General features: G+C 71.1%; 22 protein-coding genes. 11 read left to right on the plus strand and 11 right to left on the minus strand.

What is annotated here, in order from left to right:
* Positions 1–206 precede the first annotated feature (206 nt).
* The 5 genes from ACGFQ9_RS16140 to ACGFQ9_RS16160 all read left to right on the plus strand — a co-directional run bounded on the left by ACGFQ9_RS16140 (position 207) and on the right by ACGFQ9_RS16160 (position 5,000).
* Positions 207–1,142, plus strand: a complete 936-nt coding sequence (locus tag ACGFQ9_RS16140; protein ID WP_393574417.1) for an SPFH domain-containing protein — start codon at positions 207–209, stop codon at positions 1,140–1,142.
* A complete protein-coding gene (locus ACGFQ9_RS16145; protein ID WP_393574418.1) occupies positions 1,139–1,366 on the plus strand; it encodes a hypothetical protein in 228 nt (75 codons plus the stop codon). Before ACGFQ9_RS16140 ends, ACGFQ9_RS16145 begins: the two co-directional genes overlap by 4 nt.
* A 96-nt stretch (positions 1,367–1,462) precedes the next feature.
* On the plus strand, positions 1,463–1,987 hold the full coding sequence (locus ACGFQ9_RS16150) for a PadR family transcriptional regulator (protein ID WP_393574419.1): 525 nt from the start codon (positions 1,463–1,465) through the stop codon (positions 1,985–1,987).
* Positions 1,987–2,673, plus strand: a complete 687-nt coding sequence (locus ACGFQ9_RS16155) for an ABC transporter ATP-binding protein (protein ID WP_393574420.1) — start codon at positions 1,987–1,989, stop codon at positions 2,671–2,673. Before ACGFQ9_RS16150 ends, ACGFQ9_RS16155 begins: the two co-directional genes overlap by 1 nt.
* Positions 2,670–5,000, plus strand: a complete 2,331-nt coding sequence (locus ACGFQ9_RS16160) for an FtsX-like permease family protein (RefSeq protein ID WP_393574421.1) — start codon at positions 2,670–2,672, stop codon at positions 4,998–5,000. The genes ACGFQ9_RS16155 and ACGFQ9_RS16160 overlap by 4 nt, the downstream gene beginning before the upstream one ends.
* A gap of 52 nt (positions 5,001–5,052) precedes the next feature.
* Here the strand turns inward: ACGFQ9_RS16160 and ACGFQ9_RS16165 are convergent, their stop codons facing one another.
* Complete coding sequence (locus tag ACGFQ9_RS16165) at positions 5,053–6,009, minus strand: LysR substrate-binding domain-containing protein (RefSeq protein WP_393574422.1); 957 nt, start codon at positions 6,007–6,009, stop codon at positions 5,053–5,055.
* Between the two features lie 137 nt (positions 6,010–6,146).
* Between ACGFQ9_RS16165 and ACGFQ9_RS16170 the strand changes: the two genes are divergently transcribed.
* Entirely contained in the window at positions 6,147–6,701 is a 555-nt protein-coding gene (locus tag ACGFQ9_RS16170; protein WP_393574423.1) for a peroxiredoxin, read from the plus strand.
* A 3-nt stretch (positions 6,702–6,704) separates the two neighbouring features.
* Positions 6,705–7,244: an alkyl hydroperoxide reductase gene (locus ACGFQ9_RS16175; protein WP_393574424.1), complete on the plus strand. Its 540-nt coding sequence runs from the start codon at positions 6,705–6,707 to the stop codon at positions 7,242–7,244.
* 67 nt (positions 7,245–7,311) lie between these two features.
* On the opposite strand, the gene ACGFQ9_RS16180 is transcribed toward ACGFQ9_RS16175, so the two are convergent.
* From ACGFQ9_RS16180 to ACGFQ9_RS16210, 7 genes are all read right to left on the minus strand, one after another.
* Positions 7,312–8,040, minus strand: coding sequence for a hypothetical protein (locus ACGFQ9_RS16180; RefSeq protein ID WP_393574425.1), 729 nt, complete (start codon positions 8,038–8,040; stop codon positions 7,312–7,314).
* A 22-nt stretch (positions 8,041–8,062) separates the two neighbouring features.
* Entirely contained in the window at positions 8,063–8,758 is a 696-nt protein-coding gene (locus tag ACGFQ9_RS16185; RefSeq protein WP_393574426.1) for a hypothetical protein, read from the minus strand.
* A 19-nt stretch (positions 8,759–8,777) separates the two neighbouring features.
* Entirely contained in the window at positions 8,778–9,497 is a 720-nt protein-coding gene (locus tag ACGFQ9_RS16190; protein ID WP_393574427.1) for a hypothetical protein, read from the minus strand.
* Positions 9,481–10,932: an AI-2E family transporter gene (locus ACGFQ9_RS16195; RefSeq protein WP_393574428.1), complete on the minus strand. Its 1,452-nt coding sequence runs from the start codon at positions 10,930–10,932 to the stop codon at positions 9,481–9,483. The genes ACGFQ9_RS16190 and ACGFQ9_RS16195 overlap by 17 nt, the downstream gene beginning before the upstream one ends.
* 131 nt (positions 10,933–11,063) lie before the next feature.
* Positions 11,064–11,768 (minus strand): transglycosylase SLT domain-containing protein, encoded by a 705-nt coding sequence (locus tag ACGFQ9_RS16200; protein WP_393574429.1) that lies wholly within the window; start codon positions 11,766–11,768, stop codon positions 11,064–11,066.
* 375 nt (positions 11,769–12,143) lie between these two features.
* Positions 12,144–13,460 carry a PhoH family protein gene (locus ACGFQ9_RS16205; protein WP_393574430.1) on the minus strand — a complete coding sequence of 439 codons (1,317 nt, stop codon included), beginning with the start codon at positions 13,458–13,460 and terminating at the stop codon, positions 12,144–12,146.
* Between the two features lie 349 nt (positions 13,461–13,809).
* On the minus strand, positions 13,810–14,571 hold the full coding sequence (locus ACGFQ9_RS16210; protein WP_393574431.1) for an isoprenyl transferase: 762 nt from the start codon (positions 14,569–14,571) through the stop codon (positions 13,810–13,812).
* A 133-nt stretch (positions 14,572–14,704) separates the two neighbouring features.
* Here ACGFQ9_RS16210 and mgrA point away from each other — a divergent pair, with 133 nt between their 5' ends.
* Entirely contained in the window at positions 14,705–15,745 is a 1,041-nt protein-coding gene (gene mgrA, locus ACGFQ9_RS16215; protein ID WP_393574432.1) for an L-glyceraldehyde 3-phosphate reductase, read from the plus strand.
* Positions 15,746–15,907: 162 nt separating this feature from the next.
* Here the strand turns inward: mgrA and ACGFQ9_RS16220 are convergent, their stop codons facing one another.
* Complete coding sequence (locus tag ACGFQ9_RS16220; protein ID WP_393574433.1) at positions 15,908–16,363, minus strand: prepilin peptidase; 456 nt, start codon at positions 16,361–16,363, stop codon at positions 15,908–15,910.
* A gap of 544 nt (positions 16,364–16,907) precedes the next feature.
* On the opposite strand from ACGFQ9_RS16220, the gene ACGFQ9_RS16225 reads away from it, so the two are divergent.
* The 3 genes from ACGFQ9_RS16225 to ACGFQ9_RS16235 all read left to right on the plus strand — a co-directional run bounded on the left by ACGFQ9_RS16225 (position 16,908) and on the right by ACGFQ9_RS16235 (position 19,541).
* Positions 16,908–17,270, plus strand: a complete 363-nt coding sequence (locus tag ACGFQ9_RS16225; RefSeq protein ID WP_393574434.1) for a DUF192 domain-containing protein — start codon at positions 16,908–16,910, stop codon at positions 17,268–17,270.
* Between the two features lie 96 nt (positions 17,271–17,366).
* Positions 17,367–17,987: an SMI1/KNR4 family protein gene (locus ACGFQ9_RS16230; protein ID WP_393574435.1), complete on the plus strand. Its 621-nt coding sequence runs from the start codon at positions 17,367–17,369 to the stop codon at positions 17,985–17,987.
* Between the two features lie 267 nt (positions 17,988–18,254).
* Positions 18,255–19,541 carry an ABC transporter substrate-binding protein gene (locus ACGFQ9_RS16235; RefSeq protein ID WP_393574436.1) on the plus strand — a complete coding sequence of 429 codons (1,287 nt, stop codon included), beginning with the start codon at positions 18,255–18,257 and terminating at the stop codon, positions 19,539–19,541.
* A 266-nt stretch (positions 19,542–19,807) separates the two neighbouring features.
* Here ACGFQ9_RS16235 and ACGFQ9_RS16240 read toward each other — a convergent pair whose 3' ends face one another.
* Both ACGFQ9_RS16240 and ACGFQ9_RS16245 read right to left on the minus strand, forming a co-directional pair.
* On the minus strand, positions 19,808–20,425 hold the full coding sequence (locus tag ACGFQ9_RS16240; protein ID WP_393574437.1) for a hypothetical protein: 618 nt from the start codon (positions 20,423–20,425) through the stop codon (positions 19,808–19,810).
* An 86-nt stretch (positions 20,426–20,511) separates the two neighbouring features.
* On the minus strand, positions 20,512–20,841 hold the full coding sequence (locus tag ACGFQ9_RS16245) for a nuclear transport factor 2 family protein (RefSeq protein ID WP_393574438.1): 330 nt from the start codon (positions 20,839–20,841) through the stop codon (positions 20,512–20,514).
* Positions 20,842–20,916 lie beyond the last annotated feature (75 nt).

Here is a 20,916-nt window from a genome sequence, read left to right on the forward strand (position 1 = left end):
GACGTCAGCTCCGAAAACTAACACCGCAGGAATGCCCAAAGGTCGTCGAATTTCGACCAATACCGGCCAATTCGGACGTGAGAATCAGCACCTCACTCCACCGGAACCGACGCACATGATGCCGTGCGGGTTGCGGCCGAGCAAAAAAGTGATATCACTTTGCTAGGACCCGGTGATGCCCGGGAACGACATGAACGGGGAGAACCATGACCGAAGTTGCGGGTACGACGACGGATCAGACCGGCGCGGGGGCCGGATCGAAGGCGCGCGAGTACGCCGCGCACAGCATCGGCGGCGGCCCGGCCCTGCTGGCCGGCCTGGCCGGGATGCTGGGTGGAGTGGGCCTGGTCGTCGCCGGAGCGGTCGCCGGGCCGGCCGGCCTCAAGGTCGCCCTGATCGTGCTGGGCCTCCTCGTCTTCATGGGGTCGATCGTCGCGATGAGCGGCCTCAACGTGGTGGAGCCCGGCCAGGCCCGGGTGGTCCAGCTGTTCGGCCGCTACCGGGGCACCATCCGCACCGACGGCCTGCGCTGGGTCAACCCGCTGACCTCGCGGGAGAAGATCTCGACCCGGGTCCGGAACCACGAGACCGCCGTACTGAAGGTCAACGACGCCTACGGCAACCCGATCGAGCTGGCCGCGGTCGTGGTGTGGCGGGTCGAGGACACCGCGCGCGCGGTCTTCGAGGTCGAGGACTTCACCGAGTTCGTGGAGACCCAGGCGGAGGCGGCGGTCCGGCACATCGCCATCGAGTACCCCTACGACTCCCACGACGAGGCCGGGCTCTCGCTCCGCGAGAACTCCGAGGAGATCACCGGGAAGCTGGCCGCGGAACTACAGGCGCGGGTCGACGCGGCCGGAGTCGAGATCATCGAGTCCCGCTTCACGCACCTCGCGTACGCTCCGGAGATCGCCTCCGCGATGCTCCAGCGGCAGCAGGCCGGGGCGATGGTGGCGGCCCGCAAGCAGATCGTGGAGGGCGCGGTGGGCATGGTCGAACTGGCACTGAACCGGCTGACCGAGGAGGACATCGTGGACCTCGACCCGGAGCGGAAGGCCGCGATGGTCTCGAACCTGATGGTGGTGCTGTGCGGTGACCGCGCCGCCCAGCCGGTGGTCAACACGGGCACCCTGTACCAGTGACCCCGCCTCCCGAGCCGTCCGGCCGCGCCGCCCGCAAGCAGGTGCTGCTGCGGCTGGACCCCCAGGTGTACGACGCGCTGGCCCGGTGGGCGGGCGAGGAGCTGCGCAGCGCGAACGCGCAGATCGAGTTCCTGCTGCGGCGGGCGCTGGCGGAGGCCGGGCGGCTGCCCAGCGCGCCGGGGCCGATGCCTCGGCGGGGGCGGCCGCCGAAAAGCGACTCCTGAGGCCATCAGCCCCCTGACCAGGGATTTCCGAGGCCCGACATCGCTCTACACCCCATGTATACACCGCGTGTATACATGGGGTGTAGAGTCGTCCGCATGTCCATAGGTCACACCCTCCTCGGCCTACTTGAGGCCGGGCCCCGGCACGGCTACGACCTCAAGCGCGCCTACGACGAGAAGTTCGGCCACGACCGGCCGCTCGCGTACGGGCAGGTCTACTCGACCATGTCCCGCCTCCTGAAGAACGGCCTCGTCGAGGTCGAAGGGATCGAGGCGGGCGACGGCCCCGACCGCAAGCGGTACGCCATCACCGAGGCCGGCGTCACCGACGTCGGGCACTGGCTGACGCAGCCCGAGAAGCCGGAGCCGTACCTCCAGTCGACCCTCTACACCAAGGTCGTCCTGGCCCTGCTCACCGGCCGCTCCGCGGCCGACATGCTCGACACCCAGCGCGCCGAGCACCTCCGTCTGATGCGCATCCTCACCACCCGCAAGCGCAAGGGCGACCTCGCCGACCAGCTGATCTGCGACCACGCCCTGTTCCACCTCGAAGCGGACCTCCGCTGGCTGGAACTCACCGCCGCCCGGCTCGGACAGCTCCGGCAGGAGGTGACCCGGTGATGACCCCCGCAGGCTCCGTGCTCGCAGCCACCGCCCTCCGCAAGACCTACGGGACCACTCACGCCCTGGACGACGCCGAGTTCTCCATCCACCCCGGCGAGGTCGTCGCCGTGATGGGCCCCTCCGGTTCCGGCAAGTCCACCCTGCTGCACTGCCTCGCCGGCATCCTGACGCCCGACTCCGGTTCCATCACCTACGCGGGCCGCGAGCTGACCACGATGAGCGACGCCGAGCGCAGTGCCCTGCGCCGCTCGGACTTCGGATTCGTCTTCCAGTTCGGTCAGCTCGTCCCCGAGCTGACCTGCCTGGAGAACGTGGCCCTCCCGCTCCGCCTCGCCGGCGTCCGGCGCAGGCAGGCCGAGGCCACCGCACTGGAGTGGATGGACCGCCTCCAGGTCGCCGAGGTGCGCGACAAGCGGCCCGGCGAGGTGTCCGGCGGACAGGGCCAGCGGGTCGCCGTGGCCCGCGCCCTGGTCACCGGTCCGCGCGTGGTCTTCGCCGACGAGCCCACCGGCGCCCTGGACTCCCTCAACGGGGAGTTGGTGATGCAGCTGCTCACCGAGGCCGCCAGGTCCGCGAACGCCGCCGTCGTCCTGGTCACCCACGAGGCCCGGGTGGCCGCCTACTCCGACCGCGAGATCGTGGTCCGCGACGGCAGGTCCCGCGACATGGAGCGGATCGTATGAGCCTGCTCCGCATCTGGGGCCGGGACCTCGCCATGGGCGCCCGGTTCGCCTTCGGCGGCGGCCGGGAGGGCTGGACCCGGACCCTGCTCACCGGCCTGGGCGTCGGCATCGGCGTGGCCCTGCTGCTGATCACCACCTCGCTGCCCAACGCCTTCGCGGCCCGCGACGCCCGGGGCGACGCCCGCGGCCTGTACAACGCGCAGAACCTGCCGAAGCCCGGCCCGGACACCCTGCTGGTCGCCTCGGCCAACCAGACGTACCACGGCCGGGACATCGGCGGCGTACTGGTCAGGGCGGAAGGCCCCGAGGCCCCCGTCCCGCCGGGCCTGAAGGCGCTCCCCGCCCCGGGTGAACTGGCGGTCTCCCCCGCCCTGGAGCGGCTGCTGAAGTCCGGGGACGGCCGGCTGCTCCGCGAGCGGCTGGACGGGAGGATCACCCAGATCATCGGCGACGCGGGCCTGATCGGCCCGCACGAGCTGTACTTCTACACCGGCCACGACCTGGCGAAGGACCGCGGCGGCGAGCTCGGCCAGTACCGGGTCAAGCGGATCGACCACTACGCCATCGAGGTCGAGGAGCCCTCGTCCGACCCCGTCCTGCTCCTGCTGGTCCTGATGACCCTGCTGGCCCTGCTGCTGCCGGTCGCCGTGTTCATCGCCGCCGCCGTCCGCTTCGGCGGCGAACGCCGCGACCGCCGGCTGGCCGCGCTGCGCCTGGTGGGCGCCGACGGCCGGATGGTCCGCCGGATCGCCGCCGGGGAGGCCCTGGCCGGGGCGCTGACCGGACTGGCCATGGGCGTGGGGCTGTTCTTCCTGGGCCGCGAGGTCGTCGGGAACATGGACCTGCGCCAGCGCAGCTTCTTCCCGCACGACCTCACCCCGAACCCGGGGCTGGCCGCACTGGTGACGGTGGCGGTGCCCGCCGCGGCCGTGCTGGTGACCCTGTTCGCGCTGCGCGGGGTGGTCATCGAGCCGCTGGGTGTCGTCCGCACCGCCAAGCCGTCCCGGCGGCGCGTGTGGTGGCGGCTGCTGATGCCGGCCGCCGGTGCCGGCCTGCTCCTCCCGATGCTCGGACAGGGCAGGGACAACGGCACGTTCAACCAGTGGCAGGTGTCGGCCGGTGTGGTGCTGCTGCTGGTCGGGACGACCGCCCTGCTGCCCTGGCTGCTGGAGCGGCTGGTGCGCGGGATGTCCGGCGGTCCGGTCTCCTGGCAGCTGGCCGTCCGCCGGCTCCAGGTCGACAGCGGTACGGCGGCCCGCCTGGTCAGCGGGGTCGCGGTGGCGGTCGCCGGGGCCATCGCCCTGCAGATGCTGTTCGCCGGCTCCCGCGGCGACTTCGTCGAGGACACCGGCCACGACCTGGCCCGGGCCACGGCCGTGGTGCTCACGGACAAGGGCGCGCTGGCGGACGAGCTGGCCGGGAAGCTGGAGCGGTCCCCGGGCGTCACCCGGGCCATCGCACTGCGCGGCACCCAGGCATCCCACCGGGCGGACGGCGGCGGAGACCAGCTGAGCGTCACCATCGGCAGCTGCACGGCCCTGAAGGAGATCGCCGCGATCGGCACCTGCCGGGAGGGCGACGCCTTCATGGTGGCCGGCGGCAGCGACATGCCCACGGCCAAGGCCGGCGAGAAGCTGTTCGCCGGCAACGTCCTGCAGCGCGAGCCGGGCGGGCCCCCGCCGGTCGAGCTGACCGTCCCGGCGAACCTCCGTACGGTCCACGGCGGCACCACCCCGACCGGCGGCCCGACCTCCGGGCTGCTGCTGACCCCCTCGGCCGCCCCCAGGAGCACGAACGGCTACGAGCACGCCTCCATCGACGTCCTCGCCGACACCTCCGACCCGGACGCGATCGAGTACGTCCGTACCGCGGTGTTCAAGGCCGACCCGTTCGCCCACGCGCTGAGCCTGGGGAAGACCCGGGTGGACAGCAGCTACGCCTCCGTGCAGACCGGCCTGTACTTCGGCGCGGCCGGGGTGCTGGCGCTGATCGGCACCAGCCTGCTGGTCTCCCAGCTGGAACAGCTGCGGGAACGGCGGAAACTGCTGGCCGCGCTGGTCGCCTTCGGCACCCGGCGGTCCACGCTCACCCTGTCGGAGCTGTGGCAGTCGGTCCTGCCGATCGCCGTGGGCCTGCTCCTGGCCGCCGCGGCCGGCACCGGGCTGGGCCTCCTGCTGCTCGGCATGACCGGGTATCCGGTCCGGGTCGACTGGACCCCGGTGCTCGCCATGACCGGCATCGGCGCCGCGGTGGTGGCCGCGGTGACCCTGCTCGGCCTGCCGCCGCTGCTGCGCCTGATGCGGCCGGACGGCCTGCGCACCGAGTAGGCGCGCGGGCCGGCGGGCCTGAGCCGGCGGGCGGGGTCGGCGGGTGGGTCGGTCAGTCCGTCTGCCACACCGGCAGCGGCCGGACCGCCTCCCGCAGCGCCGCCGCCACCGCCCGGAACTCCTCCTGCCGGGCGGTGCCGGTGCGCATGGCCAGGGCGATCCGCCGGGACGGCGCGGGCTCGGCGAAGTACCCGGTGGCCAGGTGCTCGTTCCGGGAGGCCTCCAGCCGCAGGGCGGTGCGCGGCAGCAGGGTCACCCCCAGCCCCCCGGCGACCAGTTGGACCAGGGTGGAGAGCCCGGCCGCGGTGGTGGTGACGTCGGCGCCCTCGCCGCGGCCCGCCTCCCGGCAGACGTCCAGGGCCTGGTCGCGCAGGCAGTGGCCCTCGTCGAGCAGCAGCAGCTGCAGGCCGCGCAGTTCCTCGCGCGGTATGTCCTTCCGGCCGGCCAGCGGGTGTTCCCTGGGTACGAGCAGCACGAAATCCTCGTCGAAGAGGGCGAGTTCGGTGACCCCGGGGACACCGAGGGGCACGGCGAGCAGCAGCAGGTCCAGCCGGCCGGCCGCCAGCCCGTCCAGCAGGGATGCGGTCTGTTCCTCGTGCACCTGGAGGTCCATGCCCGGCCAGCGCCGGTGGAACAGCCCCAGCACGGTGGGCAGCAGGTACGGCGCCACGGTCGGGATCACCCCCAGGCGCAGCACACCGGTGAAGGGCGCCCGTACCGCCTCGGCCTCCTCCATCAGCCCGCCCACCGCGTCGAGCACGAGCCGTGCGCGGGCGGCTATCCGCTCGCCGGCCGGGGAGAGCAGGACCTTGCGGGTGGTGCGCTCCAGCAACTGCACGCCGAGGCCGTCCTCCAGCGCGGACACCGCGCCGGACAGCGCGGGCTGGCTCATGCCGATGGCCGCGGCGGCGTCCCGGAAGTGGAGGTGTTCGGCGACGGCGGCGAAGGCCCGGAGCTGGGCGAGGGTGGGCTGCTTCGCTGCCCTGTTGCCCGTATTACCGACTGCCACTGATAGGTACCTCCGATCACGTCGTTCAACTCTAGCGATTTCCACAATCAATGCTGCTGTGCCAGCATGTGAGATCCGTCCAACCCACTCGGAAAAGCCCCAAAAAGGCATATTTTCCAGTTCCGCAAGGAGAGTTCGTGCTCACTGTCGGTGACAAGTTCCCCAGCTACGACCTGACCGCCTGCGTTTCGCTGGAGGCCGGCAAGCAGTTCGAGCAGATCGACCACAAGTCCTACGAGGGCAAGTGGCGTGTGGTGTTTTTCTGGCCTGCGGACTTCACTTTCGTGTGCCCGACCGAGATCGCCGCGTTCGGCAAGCTGAACGAGGAGTTCGCCGACCGCGACGCGCAGATCCTGGGTGTCTCCGGCGACTCCGAGTACGTGCACCACGCCTGGCGCAAGGACCACGCCGACCTGCGTGACCTGCCCTTCCCGATGCTGGCCGACGTCAAGCACGAGCTGATGCAGGCCTGCGGCGTCGAGGGCGAGGACGGCTTCGCCAAGCGCGCCGTCTTCATCGTCGACCCCCACAACGAGATCCAGTTCGCCATGGTGACCGCCGGTTCCGTGGGCCGGAACCCGAAGGAGGTCCTGCGGGTCCTGGACGCCCTGCAGACCGACGAGCTGTGCCCCTGCAACTGGACCAAGGGTGAGGACACCCTCGACGCCGGCGCGCTGCTGGCCGGTGAGTGACGGATGTCCCTCGACTCCCTGAAGTCCGCCATACCGGACTTCGCCAAGGACCTGAAGCTGAACCTCGGTTCGGTCATCGGCAACCAGAACACCCTGACGCAGCAGCAGCTGTGGGGCACGGTGCTCTCCTGCGCGATCGCCGCCCGGTCCCCCATCGTGCTGCGTGAGCTGGAGCCGGAGGCGAAGGCCGCCCTCTCCCCGGAGGCGTACACCGCCGCCAAGTCCGCCGCCGCGGTCATGGCGATGAACAACACCTTCTACCGCACCCGCCACCTGCTCTCCGACCCGGAGTACGGCACCCTGCGGGCCGGTCTGCGGATGAACGTCATCGGCAACCCGGGCGTGGAGAAGGTCGACTTCGAGCTGTGGTCGCTCGCGGTGTCCGCGATCAACGGCTGCGGCCAGTGCCTGGACTCGCACGAGCAGGTGCTCCGCAAGGCCGGCGTGGACCGGGAGACGGTCCAGGAGGCCTTCAAGATCGCCTCGGTGATCCAGGCCGTCGCGGTCACCCTGGACGCGGAGGCGGCGCTCGCCGCCGAGTAGTCCGCCCGTCCTGCGCGCACGCGAAGGGGCCCCGCCGTCCGGCGGGGCCCCTTCCTGCTCGCCGGGCTCACTTCTCGCGGAGGGTGTCCATCAGCTTCCGCACGTCCTCGATCATGGCGTACTTGACCGCCTCGTAGTCGACGTTGTCCGTGACGACCTCAAGGCTGTGGGCTCCGTCGCCGGTCATCGACGACGCGTCCATCCTGAGGGTGAAGACCGCCTCGTGGTCCACCACGCGCAGGACCGGCTGGCGCCCGGCACCCGCGTCGGTGAAGAACGCCTTCTCCCCCAGGCCGGACACCGTCGAGGTCTGGCCGACGTTCCCGGCGGGAACGCCCAGCCCGAACTCGACGGCGGGATCGATCTCGGTGTGGCGCTCCACCACCAGCTCGATGGTGTAGAGCAGCCACTCTCCGGACGGGGTCTTCTCCGACTTGCCCGCCAGCGCGCACACACCCCACTCCAGGGTCCCCCGCCCCTCCTCGCTCCGGGTGCCCCTGCCGTCGGACAGGCCGGGCACGGCCTTGCCCAGCGCCGTCGGCCTGAACTCCTCGCACAGCTTCTCCGGCAGCCGGTAGGCCTGTTCCGGCGCGGCGGCCCGGTCCCCGTACGCGTACAGCCCGCCCGCCCACACCACGGACGCGGCCACGGCCCCGCCCAGCGCCCACAGCAGGCCCCTCCGTGAGCGGCGTTCGCGCGGCGCCGCCGGCTCCACCACGTCCGACGACGCGTCCGGAGCGGCGTACGGTCCGGACGCCGGCTCCCCCGTTTCCTCCAGCTCGGGCTCCGTGATCACGGCCCCGCCCCCCTTTGTCTTCCTACTTCTTCCTCAAGGACTTCAGGAACTCCCGCATGTCCTCGATCAAAGCCGCCTGGACCGCCGTCGTGTCCATCCGCTCCAAGGATCCGTCAGGTAGGCCCTCGCCGAAGTTCGTCGCGCTGACGGAGAGCCGGAAGACGGCGCCGCCGTCCAGCACCTTCAGCTCCGCACCGTCGCCGGCGTCTGCGACGAGCATGAGGGCGCGCTCACCCAGGCCCGGGACCTGGGACCGCTCCGGAGACCCGTCGTACATCAGCGACTCGACCTCGAACTCGGCGGCCGGGTCGGTCTTCTTGTGCAGCTGTACCTGCGCGGTCACGAAGTAGCCGAGCCCCTCCGACCGGTCACGGTCGGACAGTAAGCAGATCGCCTGGTCCAGCACCGGGTCCGGGGCCTCCCGGTGCTCGGGTCCGTTGCCGTGCATATCGCCCGCGATCCGGGTGAGCGCCCGGATCTCCAGCACCTTGCACAGGTTCTCCGGCAGCTCGTAGGCCATCGCCGGGGGCGCGTCCGGCCGCTGCCCGAGGGCGTACAGGCCGCCCGCCCACAGTGCCGAGGCGGCCAGTGCCCCGCCCGCCGCCCATACCCACGGCCGCGCCCGGCGCCGTGCCGGGGCAGCCGCGACCGCTCCTCCGGCCGGCTCCGGCGGGCGCGCGTCGTCCCACTGCCCGTCCAGCTCGGGTTCGCTGATCATGTCGGCCCCCGCCCCCGCACTATCCCCTGAGCGCCGTCAGCAGCGCCCGCATGTCCTCGATCATCGCAGCCTGCAGGGCGCTCTCATCAGGCTCCGGCGGAACCTCGCCCCCCTCCGGCCAGTCGTTGCCGGACATGGACCAGTTGGTCTCCAGGGTGATCACCGCGCCGCCGTCCAGCACCCTCAGCCGAGGGCCCTGGCGCGGCCCGGACCCGTACATCAGAGCCCGTTCGCCGAGTCCGGGCACCTCGGACACCTCGTGTGAGGCGTGTCCCTCGTACGGCGCCAGATGCAGGCCCGCCTCGAACTCCGGCTCCGGGTCGGCCTTCTTGTGCAGCTCCACCGTCACGGTGACGTCGTACGAGAGGTACGGGCGCCCGGACGCCTCCTGCCTCCCGTCCGCTGCGGTGCCGAGCCCGCACCAGGACAGGTCCACCGCCTCGTGCAGCCGCTCGTTCTCGCGCCGCTGGGGCCTCAGGTCGCCGGTGATCCGGGTCAGGGCGGCCGTCTTCGCCTTGTCGCACAGCGAGGTGGGCCGTGCGTACGGGATCGGCGGTCCGGGCCGGTCGGGTTCGCGTACGAGGTACAGACCGCCCGCCCACAGCGCGGAGGCGGCCACCGCACCGGCCAGCAGCCACACCGGGGACGGGCGCGGCCGGCGCGGCCGGTCCTGCTGCTCGGCCACGAGTTGCCCTGCGGGCTGCTCCGGGACCCCGTCGAGCTCAGGCTCGCTGATCACCGGATCCCCGCTCCCCCTGCTCCGGCGGCAGTTGCACGGCCAGCGCGGTCGCGCCGTGCGGCCCCGGGCCGATACGGCCCGGGAGTTCCCGGGAGTGGGCCCGGAGGTAGCCGACGACCGTGTTGGTGACCGCGACCAGCGGGACCGCAACCACGGCGCCGCCGATCCCGGCGATCATTCCGCCGGCCGCCACCGACAGCACCACGGCGAGCGGGTGGACCCGGACGGCGCGGCCCAGGATGAACGGCTGCAGTACGTGGCCCTCGATCTGCTGCACGGCGAGGACGACCAGGAGCACCATCAGGGCCGTCCACACGCCCTGGGTCACCAGGGCCACCACCACGGCGAGCGCGCCCGAGACCACGGCGCCGACCAGCGGGATGAAGGCGAACAGGAAGATGAAGACGGCCAGCGGGACCGCCATCGGCACGTGAAGGAAGTAGAGGCCGAGACCGATGAAGATCGCGTCGATCAGCGCGACGATCACCGTGCCCCGGACATACGCCGTGAGGGTGCGCCAGGCGCGCGGTCCGGCGCCGGCCACGCCCGCCCGGGCCGCCACCGGGACCAGGCCCAGCACCCATCCCCAGATCCGCTTCCCGTCGTAGAGCAGGAAGAGGGTGGAGAACATGGCGAGCAGCATGCCGGTGAGCACCTCGACCATCACCGTGGCGCCCTGCAGGCCCGCGGAGGTGATCTCCTCGGTGTTGGTGCCGATGGTGTCCGTCAGGTTCTTGGCGATGTCGTTGATCTGCTTCTCGGTGACGTGGAACGGACTGTCCAGCGCCCAGGTCTTGAGGTCGTTGATACCGTCCCGGACCCGATCGGAGAGGTTGTCCAGGTTCTCCATCACCTGCCAGACCACGAACCAGCCGACCAGGCCGATCACCACGAAGCCGAGGACCGCGGTGACCGCGGTGGCCAGCCCGCGCGGCAGGCCGAGCCGGCGCAGCCGGACCACGAAGGGCTGCAGCAGTGCGGTGACCAGGAGGGCGGCGGCGAAGGCCAGGACCACCAGCCGGACTTCGCTGATGACCTTCATCATCACCCAGAGCATGCCCGCGAGGAGCAGCAGCCGCCAGCTCGCCTCTGCGGCGACCCGGACCCCCCACGGGATCATGCTCGCCGGGTCGGGGCGGGTCGCGAGCGTTCCCGGATGGACCGGTACGGGCAGCTCGCCGTGGGCGGCGTGGGTGCCGTGCCCGGCGTGCGCCCCGGGAGCCGGGAGGGAGGCGGCCTGGGTCGCGGCGGGGGCTCCGACCGCGGCGGCACCGGGTACGCCGGGCCCACCGGGCACACCCGGCGCGGCATTGTTCTCCGGTGCCTGCCCCCCGAGCGAGTCGGCCTCGACTTCGGCCCGTCTCTCGGACAGCCGCTGATCCATGCGGTTCAGCTCGTTGCCGAGCCGGCCGAGCCAGCCCCTTCTCTTCTCCATTTCGTCCCTCTCTCCCCCAGACTGCGTCGGGGGGACCCCCACCCGTCCGGTCGTCAGCGCCTCGTCGACCGTACACGCGGGGAGCCCCGCACCGTAGGACGGTGCGGGGCTCCCCGGAGGTTGAGGAAGACCTAGTACCAGTGGTTGGCCTGCCAGAACGACCACGCGCCACAGGGGCTGCCGTAGCGGTCGTTCATGTAGTTGAGACCCCACTCGATCTGGGTGGCGGGGTTGGTGCGCCAGTCGGCACCGGCCGAGGACATCTTCGAACCGGGCAGCGCCTGGACCAGGCCGTAGGCACCCGAGGACGGGTTCTGCGCGCGGTAGTTCCAGGTGGACTCGTGGTTCACGATGTTCGAGAAGCACGTGAACTGGCTCGCCGGCACCATCTGCCGGGCGATGGCCTTGACCTCGGAGACGGTGTAGGAGCCCTTGACCTGGAAGCCGGAGCTGTCGCGCGTGGTGGGGTTGGAGCGGCTGGCGACCTGCTCCTTCGCCTCGCGCTCCTTCTTGGCCTTCGCCTCGGCCTCGGCCTTCTCGGCGGCGGCCTTCTTCTCCTTGGCCAGCTGGGCGGCCTGGACGCGGGCGGCCTCTTCCGTGGCCTTCCTGGCGTCCGCATCGGCGGAGAGGGCGATGGCGTCGGCCTGCTGCGCGAGCGCAGCGGTCTGGACCTGGGCCTGCTCGCCGACCGGAATGTCCGCCAGGAGCGTGGCACCCGAAGCGGTCGTCTCGAGGTCGTTCTGGGCGTCGCCCGTGGCAACACCCACGACGGCGCCGACGGTGGTGACCGCAGTGGCAGAAGCCACGGCGAATCCCCTGACCGAGATCCGGCTCACACGATGTCCTTCCAGCAGCGTCCGCAACGTGACCGCAACGGCCGCAAGAGCGCCCCTCGCACTGGCCTCCGTGTAACGCGGTCACTGGAGACGCTGGCCCGTAGCGGGCGGCATACGGCGGTCGTTCTGGAGTTGTGGTACTGCAGGTACAGCTGTGCCGCATGCGGGGCCTGACGGAGAACAGACTCTGCCGGACGCCGACGCCGCAGGGCAATTCCCCGTTGCGTGGGAAAGGTCACACCGGCCAAGTCCTGTCCGGTTCCCGCAAATCCCTGTGCAGCACGACGCCGCCCGGCTAGGCTCCTGGGCCTTTGCCGGGCGGCGCCAACTCGCTTTCCGCTATGGACGGTTTGCCGAACCGATGCGGTGTCCGGTTCAGATGGTTTCGAGCATCTCCGTCACCAACGCGGCGATCTGCGAGCGCTCGGAGCGGGTCAGCGTGACGTGGGCGAAGAGCGGATGGCCCTTCAACTTCTCGACCACGGCGACCACTCCGTCGTACCGCCCGACCCTCAGGTTGTCGCGCTGCGCCACGTCATGCGTCAGAACGACCCGGGAATTGGCCCCGATCCGGGACAGAACGGTCAGCAGGACGTTCCGCTCCAGGGACTGGGCCTCGTCCACGATGACGAAGGCGTCGTGCAGCGAGCGGCCCCGGATGTGCGTGAGCGGCAGCACCTCCAGCATCCCGCGGCCCAGCACCTCCTCGATCACCTCGCGCCCGGCCACCGAGGACAGGGTGTCGAAGACCGCCTGCGCCCAGGGGCTCATCTTCTCGGCCTCGGTGCCCGGCAGGTAGCCCAGCTCCTGCCCGCCCACCGCGTACAGCGGCCGGAAGACCATCACCTTCTGGTGCTGCCTGCGCTCCAGGACGGCCTCCAGGCCCGCGCACAGCGCCAGCGCCGACTTGCCGGTGCCGGCCCGGCCGCCCATGGAGACGATGCCGACCTCCTGGTCCAGCAGCAGGTCCAGCGCGATGCGCTGTTCCGCGCTGCGGCCGTGCAGGCCGAACGCCTCCCGGTCGCCGCGGACCAGCCGCACGTTCCCGTCGGAGGTGACCCGGCCCAGGGCCTTGCCCCGCTCGGACTGCAGGACCAGCCCGGTGTGCACGGGCAGCTCGGCCGCCTCCGGCACGTAGAGCCGCTCCTCGGAGTAGAGGAGGTCGATCTGCTCCCCGGAGAGGGCGAGCTCGGTCATCCCCGTCCAGCCGGCGTCGGTGATGGCCAGCTCCGCCCGGTACTCCTCGGCGAGCAGGCCCACCGAGGACGCCTTGATGCGCAGCGGAAGATCCTTCGATACGACCGTGACGTCGTACCCCTCGGCCTGCAGGTTGCGGGCGACGGCGAGGATGCGGGAGTCGTTGTCCCCCAGCCTGAAGCCGGCCGGGAGGACCCCGGGATCGGAGTGGTTGAGCTCGACACGGAGGCTGCCGCCCAGCTCGCCCATCGGGATGGGGGCGTCGAGGCGGCCGTGCCGGACCCGGAAGTCGTCGAGCAGGCGCAGGGCCTGCCGGGCGAAGTACCCGAGTTCGGGATGGTGCCTCTTCGCCTCCAGCTCGGTGATCACCACGATCGGGAGCACGACCTCGTGCTCGTCGAACCGGGAGAAGGCGTTGGGGTCCGCCAGCAGGACGCTGGTGTCGAGGACGTAGGTCCGCCTGTCGGACAGGCGGCGCTTTGTGCTGGTCACCACGGAAGGACTACCCCCTCGTAAGAGGTCGGGCCATGAAGACCGGACCGGTCATCGGCCGCAATGCCGGGGCCGATTTCCGGCCCTCCCCTGAAGTCCGTGCGAACCGCACGAGCGTCCTGGTGCAAAGGGCCTCCCGGGCGGACGGCACCGTGCCGTCCGCTGAGATTCGACACCCGTGGATCGGGCGTCGACCTGCCAGGGATATTCCCTCGAAGGGGCACCGCCATGCCATGGCATATGACGGACGATCGGTGAATCCCAGGTGAAGGACTTGCGAGGGTGGCGGGAGGGGCCGAGGGGGCGTCAGGTGCCCGGCCGGAACCGGCCGGGCCGTCCGCGCCGGCGTCGGTCAGGTGCCGTAGCGCCGGTGCCGGGCCGCGTAGTCGCGCAGGGCCCGCAGGAAGTCGACCTTGCGGAAGGCGGGCCAGAAGACCTCGCAGAAGTAGTACTCGGAGTGCGCGCTCTGCCAGAGCATGAATCCGGACAGCCGCTGCTCGCCGCTGGTGCGGATCACCAGGTCCGGGTCGGGCTGGCCGCGGGTGTAGAGGTGCTCCGAGATGTGGTCGATGTCCAGGATCTCGGCGAGCTCCTCGATCGAGGTGCCCTTCCCGTGGTGCTCCAGGAGCAGCGAGCGCACCGCGTCGGCGATCTCCTGGCGGCCGCCGTAGCCGACGGCGACGTTCACGAGTATGCCCGTGCGGCCGAGGGTGTCCTGCTCGGCTTCCTTCAGCACGGCCTGGGTGCGGGCGGGCAGGATGTCCAGGTTCCCGACATGGTGAACCCGCCAGCGGCCGTCGGCCGCGAGGTTCCGCACCGTGTTCTCGATGATCGCCAGGAGGGGCCGCAGCTCCTCCTCGGACCGGTCCAGGTTGTCGGTGGAGAGCATCCACAGCGTGACGACCTCGACGTCGGTCTCCTCACACCAGCCGAGCAGCTCCGAGATCTTGTCGGCGCCGGCCTGATGGCCCTGCTCGGTGGTACCGCCGGACGCCTTCGCCCAGCGCCGGTTGCCGTCCAGGATGACGCCGATGTGCTTGGGCACCGCGGCGTGGTCGAGTCGGCCTTCCACCCGGCGTGCGTACAGCCTGTACACCAGGTCGCGCAGCTTCACGATCCTCCAGCCCCTCCGTGCATAGCCCCCGAGCGAATTGCGGTCCTTCGGTCCCCCGAGGCCGCCACACTACTGCGCGCGGGGAGGGCCGTCCCAACTCGGTCTGTCACAAGTCCGTGATAGGGAGGACAACGTGACTGATACCAATCCCTATCGGGCAGCCGGCTCGCGCTACGACTCCATGGAGTACCGGCGCACGGGCCACAGCGGCCTCAGGCTTCCCGCGATCTCCCTGGGCCTCTGGCACAACTTCGGCGACGACAAGTCCCTGGAGTCCCAGCGCTCCATCCTGCACCGCGCCTTCGACCTGGGCGTCACCCACTTCGACCTGGCCAACAACTACGGGCCGCCGCCCGGCTCCGCCGAGCTGAACTTCGGCAAGATCTTCGCCCAGGACCTCGCGCCGTACCGCGAGGAGCTGGTGATCTCCACCAAGGCCGGCTACCTGATGCACCCCGGCCCGTACGGCGAGTGGGGCAGCCGGAAGTACCTCCTCGGCTCGCTCGACCGCTCGCTGAAGCGGATGGGCCTGGACTACGTCGACATCTTCTACTCGCACCGGTTCGACCCGGAGACCCCGCTGGAGGAGACCATGGGCGCGCTCGCGTCCGCGGTCCAGCAGGGCAAGGCGCTCTACGTCGGCGTGTCCTCCTACACCGCGGAGCAGACCGCCGAGGCGGTGCGGATCCTGCGCGACATGGGCGTGCGCCCGCTGATCCACCAGCCCTCCTACTCCATGATCAACCGCTGGACGGAGGAGGACGGCCTGCTGGACACGCTGGAGGAGTCCGGCATGGGCTGCATCTCCTTCGTACCGCTGGCCCAGGGGCTGCTCACCGGCAAGTACCTCGGCGGGAACCTCCCGGAGGGCTCGCGGGCCACCCAGGGCAAGTCCCTGAACCCGCGGCTGCTCTCGGAGGAGGTGGTCCGGCGGCTGAACGGGCTGAACGACATCGCCGCCCGCCGCGGCCAGTCGCTCGCGCAGCTCGCGCTGAAGTGGGTGCTGCGGGACGACCGGATGACCTCCGCGCTGATCGGCGCGTCGAACGTGTCGCAGCTGGAGGAGAACGTCGCCGCCCTGGCCGGCGCGCCGCTGACGGAGGAGGAACTGAAGGAGATCGACTCCTTCGCGGTCTCCACGCCCGGCACGAACATCTGGGCCCAGCGGGGCTGAGGCCGGCGGGGCCTCGGGCCCGCCTCCCTGACCTGCGCGTTTCCCCGCGGGGGGCGGGGAACGAAAAACGGGCCGGTCCGTGGGGGGGATACGGACCGGCCCGAGGGGGGGGTTCCACCATAACCCTTCGTAAAGCCTGCTGCGTGCATTGGCGGCACACGATTACGCTCCGAGTCCACCCATGAGCACTCCGGTGAGCGCCCCGGCGGTCATGGCCGGGCCGAAGGGGAAAGCCGTACGGGCCCCGGCACGCCGGGCCAGGAGCAGGGCGAGGCCGTGCAGGGCGCCGTAGAGGAAGCCGAGGAAGGCCCCGGCAGCCCATACCCCCCACCCGTACCACCCAAGAGCGACCCCGAGCGCGAGCGCCAGCTTGACGTCGCCGAGCCCGAGCCCGCCGGGGTTGATCAGGTGCAGCACGAGGTACGCCGCCCCTAGCCCGGCCCCGCCGAGCAGCGCGCCCCGCCAGGACCCTCCCGCCCCGGGCACCAGGGCGACCACCCCCAGCCCGACGGCGAGTCCCCCGGCCAGCGGCAGGGTCAGCACATCGGGCAGCCGGTGCACGGCGAGATCGACCATCACCAGCACCACCAGCACAGGCACCACCCCGACGAACACCACTCCCTCAGGCCTCCCCCCAACCCCACCTGCCACCACCCCGGACACAAGCCCGGTAACAACGCCAAGCCACAGCGAGCTGCGAGCAGGCCCTCCACCAGAGGTGTGGGCAGGCCCTCCGCCGGGGGTGTGGGCAGGCGTTCCGCAGGGCGATGGGGGTCCCCCCTGCTCGAGCGAAGTCGAGAGCTCGGGGGAGGGTGGGCACACCGGAACACCGCCCGGCTCCCTCGCTTCCGCCCCGCCGAAGCCGGGCTGCGCCCCCGAGGCCGGCACACCGCCGGCATCGGACCGCCCCGCCACCGCCACCGGCGCCGGCCCCAGCCACCCCCGCACCGGATGCCCCGCCGGACACACCGCCCGCCACGCCTCCCCCGCCGGCACGGACAGCCGGTACACGGCCCGCGGCAGCAACAGCCCCGCACCCACCCCGTACCCGACGGCAAGGACGATCACGATCACACCCATGCGGCGACCCTAGGGACCCCGCCGGGACGGGTCTACCCTGAGCCCCGACGCGCGACCGGAGGGCACGGAGAAGGGGCACGCCATGGCACGCCGCAGGCAACGGTGGACGGACGGCGAAACGGAACTCCGCATCGGCCCGGCCGGCCCGACCGTCCCCCTGGAGATCGCCGCCTCCTACCGCGCCCGCACCCGCGGCCTCCTCGGCCGCACCCGCATCGAGGGCGCCATGCTCCTCACCCCCGCCGCCTCCGTGCACACCTTCCGCATGCGCTTCGCGATCGACGTCGCCCACCTCGACCGCGACCTCCGCGTCCTCGCGGTCCGCACGATGCCCCCGAACCGCCTCGGCCTCCCCCGCCTCCGCTCCCGCCACGTCCTGGAGGCCGAAGCCGGCGCCTTCACCGCCTGGGACCTCCGCCCGGGCACCGTCCTCACCCTCGCGTAGCCGCCCCGGACCGGTCGGGCCAGGCCCCCGCGAGGCACGGTAAGTTGGGACGGTTGGGCAAACGGCGGGCCGGGAGCGGGCGGGGAGCGGGCGGCGATGACGGAGAACGCGCAGCTGGTTGCGCTGGAGCGACTCATGCCCGCCACCCACGGCGCCGACGAGGACATCGACTGGCAGGCCGCCGAAGCCGCCTGGAACACCCGCTTCCCCGCCGACTTCGTGGCCTTCATGGGCCGCTACGGCGCCGGCACCGTCAACGGCGAGGCGAGCATCCTGCTCCCCCTCCCCAAGCCCGGCCTCCAGTGGGACCCCGCCGAGATGGGCGAGGCGACCGCGAACGCCCGCGCCGCCTGGGTCGCGGACGGCGGCCGCGCCGCCTTCGGGATCGACCCCGAGTCGATCCTCGCCTGGGGCGTCACCGCCGCCGACGACATCCTCTGCTGGCTCACCACCGACCCCGACCCGGACCGCTGGCCGGTCCTGGTCTGCGGCCGGCACACCGCCGACGCCTTCGCCGTCCATCCCTACGGCATGGCCGAATTCCTGCTCCGCCTCTTCTCCGACGAGTTCGACGTGAGCCCGGTCGGGATCACCTTCTGGGACGGGGGCCCGATCGGCTTCGTCCACTGGCGCAAGGCCCAGCGCCGCTGGCAGGAGGGGCGTAATCCGGAAACCGGTGACCCGGATCCGTATGCCGGCGAGTTCCACGCCTCATAACGTTCTAGCAAAACACCAACCCGTCCCGGCTCTTCCGGAAACGGGCATTCGGCATGTCTACGCGCGTCCGCATTTCCCGCGTCATATAAGAAAACACCAGCCGGAATAACGGCAGTTGGAGCATTGCCCATAAGTGTGGGGGCGCTGGAATCCGTCGCCCCCCGGGCACGAGAGAATTCCGGCCATCGGGCCACCTCGGGTCACGTCAGGACACCGGGCCCCGGAGTAACCCATAAGTAACCAAAAGAAATCCAGGGGAATTCACCCGTGCGACGAAGATTCTTCGGGGCGGCGGCGACCTCGGCCGCACTCGGCCTCCTGTTCTCGCTCTCCGGCTGCGGCTCCTCCTCCGGCGACGGAGACGACGCCACCCTCAAGCTGGTCGCCGCCGAATACGGCACCACGCCCCAGACCAGCTCCAAGACGTTCTGGGACAAGGCGACCGACGAATTCACCGCCCAGCACCCCGGCATCAAGGTCGAGGTGAAGCTGCTCCCGTGGGCGGAGATCGACCGTGAGGTCAGCCGCATGGTCAAGGCGGGCAAGGCGCCGGACATGGCGCTCATGGGCTCGTACTCGGACTTCGCGGCCGAGGGCAAGATCTACCCCGCGGACGAGCTGCTCTCGGTCCGCGCCGAGGCCAACTTCCTGCAGCCGCTGGCCGAGGCCGGCTCGATCGGCAACACCCTCTACGGCCTGCCCTTCGTGGCGAGCAGCCGTCTCCTCTTCTACAACGAGACGCTGTTCAACAAGGCCAAGGTGACTCCTCCGAAGAACTGGAAGGACCTGAAGGAGGCCGCCCAGGCACTGAAGAAGGAGGGCGTGAGGTACCCCTACGCGCTCCCGCTCGGCCCCGAGGAGGCGCACGCCGAAGCGCTGATCTGGGAGCTCAGCAACGGCGGCGGCTACGTGGACACCAGCGGCAACTACGCCCTGTCCTCGGAGGCGAACGTCGAGACCTTCCAGTGGATCAAGACCAACCTGGTCTCCCCCGGCCTGGTCGGTCCGGTCCAGCCCGGCAAGTTCAACCGTCAGGACGCGTTCAGCGCGTTCCTGCGCGGTGAGGTCGGCATGCTCAACGGCTACCCCTCGCTCTACCAGGAGGCCAAGGCCAAGGGCATCGCGGTGAAGACCATGCCGATGCCGGTCAACGAGGGCCTCGGCCCGGCGGAGACCCCGCCGGCGGTCGGCGTCGCGGACTGGATGGTGGCGTTCAACCAGAACGAGCACAAGCAGCAGATCGGCAAGTTCCTGGACTTCATCTACCAGGACAAGTACCTGTCCGAGTTCGCCGGCCAGTACCACCTGCTGCCGTCGACGGTCACCGCGACCCGCGCCTCCTCCGGCAACGGCACCGGTATCGAGGCGACCGACCAGGCGTTCCTCGCCGCCCTGCGCGGTGCCCAGCTGTACCCGGTCAACAACCCGAACTGGGTCACGGTCAGCGACACCATCAAGCGCAACATCGGCCGTGCGGTGGAACCCGCCGCCGATCCCAAGGCGGTCCTGGAGGACATCGCGAACAAGTCGCGCAACGAGTCCAAGAAGTCCTGAACCCGGTGATGGTCCCCGGACCCGCCCCCCTGTAGGGCCCGCTCGGACCGGCCGGCACCACCGGCAGCACCCTCAGTACGACGCAGAACCCGCAGTACCCGCACTGCCCGCAGTACCCGCATGACGACGCAGCACCCCGCTGCACGACGCAGCACCCGCGCCGCACCCCACCCCGTGCGGCCGCAGCACGACCGGCACGACTCCCGATCCGGAGCCGCGGCCCGGTCGCCCGCAACGGCACCCACAAGGTGCCCGGGGCGACGGGCTCAGCGCGCGCCCGCCTGGCGGAAGGCCGTCCGGTGGTTGGTGCAGTCCGCGTTCCACTTCATCGTTCCGCCCACGGTTCCGTAGTGCGTCCGGGTGATCGACCACTCCACCGTGTACTCCCCCGTGTCGCAGGCGATCCGCTTCCCGCCCGGCAGCGTGGCCCTGCCCTTGGCCGGCCGGTCGGCGACGCTGCTGCGCACCTCCGCGACCGTGGCGCCGTCCGCCTTCCGCAGGACCCCGTGCAGTACGACGGGGTGCTTCCCGCCCTGCGTCGTCACGGCCCCCTTCACCAGCTTGGCGTCCGACACCGCCCACCCGAACTCGAACTTCGGCTCCCAGGCCAGCGACTCCGGGTCCGGGACCTTGGTGCCCCACTCCCCCTGGTGCTCGTTCCTGTCCCCCTTGCGTTCGGTCATCGTGTAGACGACCCCGGGGTGGAACCGGGCCTGTCCCTCGATCTTGTGTTCCTTGTCCGTGGTCCACAGCTTCTTCATGGCCTTGCCGTCGCCCACCGGGTCCTGGATGTACGAGGCCTGATCGGCGGCGGAGGCGAGGGCGGGGGCGAGGGCCCCGGCGGTCGTGACGAGGGCGAGAGCGGCGATCCGGGTGCGCTTCATGCCCGGACCAACGGGACGCCGCGCGGGCCCGGAACGACACCGGGCCCGCATTCACCCGTACGGGAGCGACGGCGTTGACCTCGCGGTCACGCCTGTCCGGTCTCGAAGCGGCTGATCCTCCCGCCGCCGGGGGAGATGACGAAGCGCCAGCGGGTGCGCATCTCGCCCCAGGTGTCGTTGCGGTAGTTGACCACCAGGGTGTGTCCGCCGTCGGACTCCTTCTGGACGTCCATGTGGCCGCCGGTGTCGAAGATTTCCTTGTCGATCCACTCCTGGAGGTCGCGGTCCGAACCGTCGTCGGACATGGTCGCGTCGGCGGCGAGGACCTTGAGGAAGGCCTCCTTGTCATGCGCGTTGACGGCCTTGACGAAGGCCGCCACGGTCGGGTCGGACAGGTTGGCCGGGGCGATGGTCACGGTGCGGTGCCCTCCTGGTCGGCGTACGGGCGTACGGGCGTACGCCCCGCGCCCGACCAGGAAACACCCGGCGCC

Source organism: Streptomyces sp. NPDC048603, assembly GCF_043199475.1.
Classification (GTDB): domain Bacteria; phylum Actinomycetota; class Actinomycetes; order Streptomycetales; family Streptomycetaceae; genus Streptomyces.

What these genes read in the sequence shown, in the direction of transcription:
- ACGFQ9_RS16140 (WP_393574417.1), top strand. Translation starts at nt 207, where the DNA reads ATGACCGAAGTTGCGGGTACGACGACGGATCAGACCGGCGCGGGGGCC.
- ACGFQ9_RS16150 (WP_393574419.1), top strand. Translation starts at nt 1,463, where the DNA reads ATGTCCATAGGTCACACCCTCCTCGGCCTACTTGAGGCCGGGCCCCGG.
- ACGFQ9_RS16155 (WP_393574420.1), top strand. Translation starts at nt 1,987, where the DNA reads ATGACCCCCGCAGGCTCCGTGCTCGCAGCCACCGCCCTCCGCAAGACC.
- ACGFQ9_RS16160 (WP_393574421.1), top strand. Translation starts at nt 2,670, where the DNA reads ATGAGCCTGCTCCGCATCTGGGGCCGGGACCTCGCCATGGGCGCCCGG.
- ACGFQ9_RS16175 (WP_393574424.1), top strand. Translation starts at nt 6,705, where the DNA reads ATGTCCCTCGACTCCCTGAAGTCCGCCATACCGGACTTCGCCAAGGAC.
- ACGFQ9_RS16185 (WP_393574426.1), bottom strand. Translation starts at nt 8,758, where the DNA reads ATGATCAGCGAACCCGAGCTGGACGGGCAGTGGGACGACGCGCGCCCG.
- ACGFQ9_RS16195 (WP_393574428.1), bottom strand. Translation starts at nt 10,932, where the DNA reads ATGGAGAAGAGAAGGGGCTGGCTCGGCCGGCTCGGCAACGAGCTGAAC.
- ACGFQ9_RS16225 (WP_393574434.1), top strand. Translation starts at nt 16,908, where the DNA reads ATGGCACGCCGCAGGCAACGGTGGACGGACGGCGAAACGGAACTCCGC.
- ACGFQ9_RS16230 (WP_393574435.1), top strand. Translation starts at nt 17,367, where the DNA reads ATGACGGAGAACGCGCAGCTGGTTGCGCTGGAGCGACTCATGCCCGCC.
- ACGFQ9_RS16240 (WP_393574437.1), bottom strand. Translation starts at nt 20,425, where the DNA reads ATGAAGCGCACCCGGATCGCCGCTCTCGCCCTCGTCACGACCGCCGGG.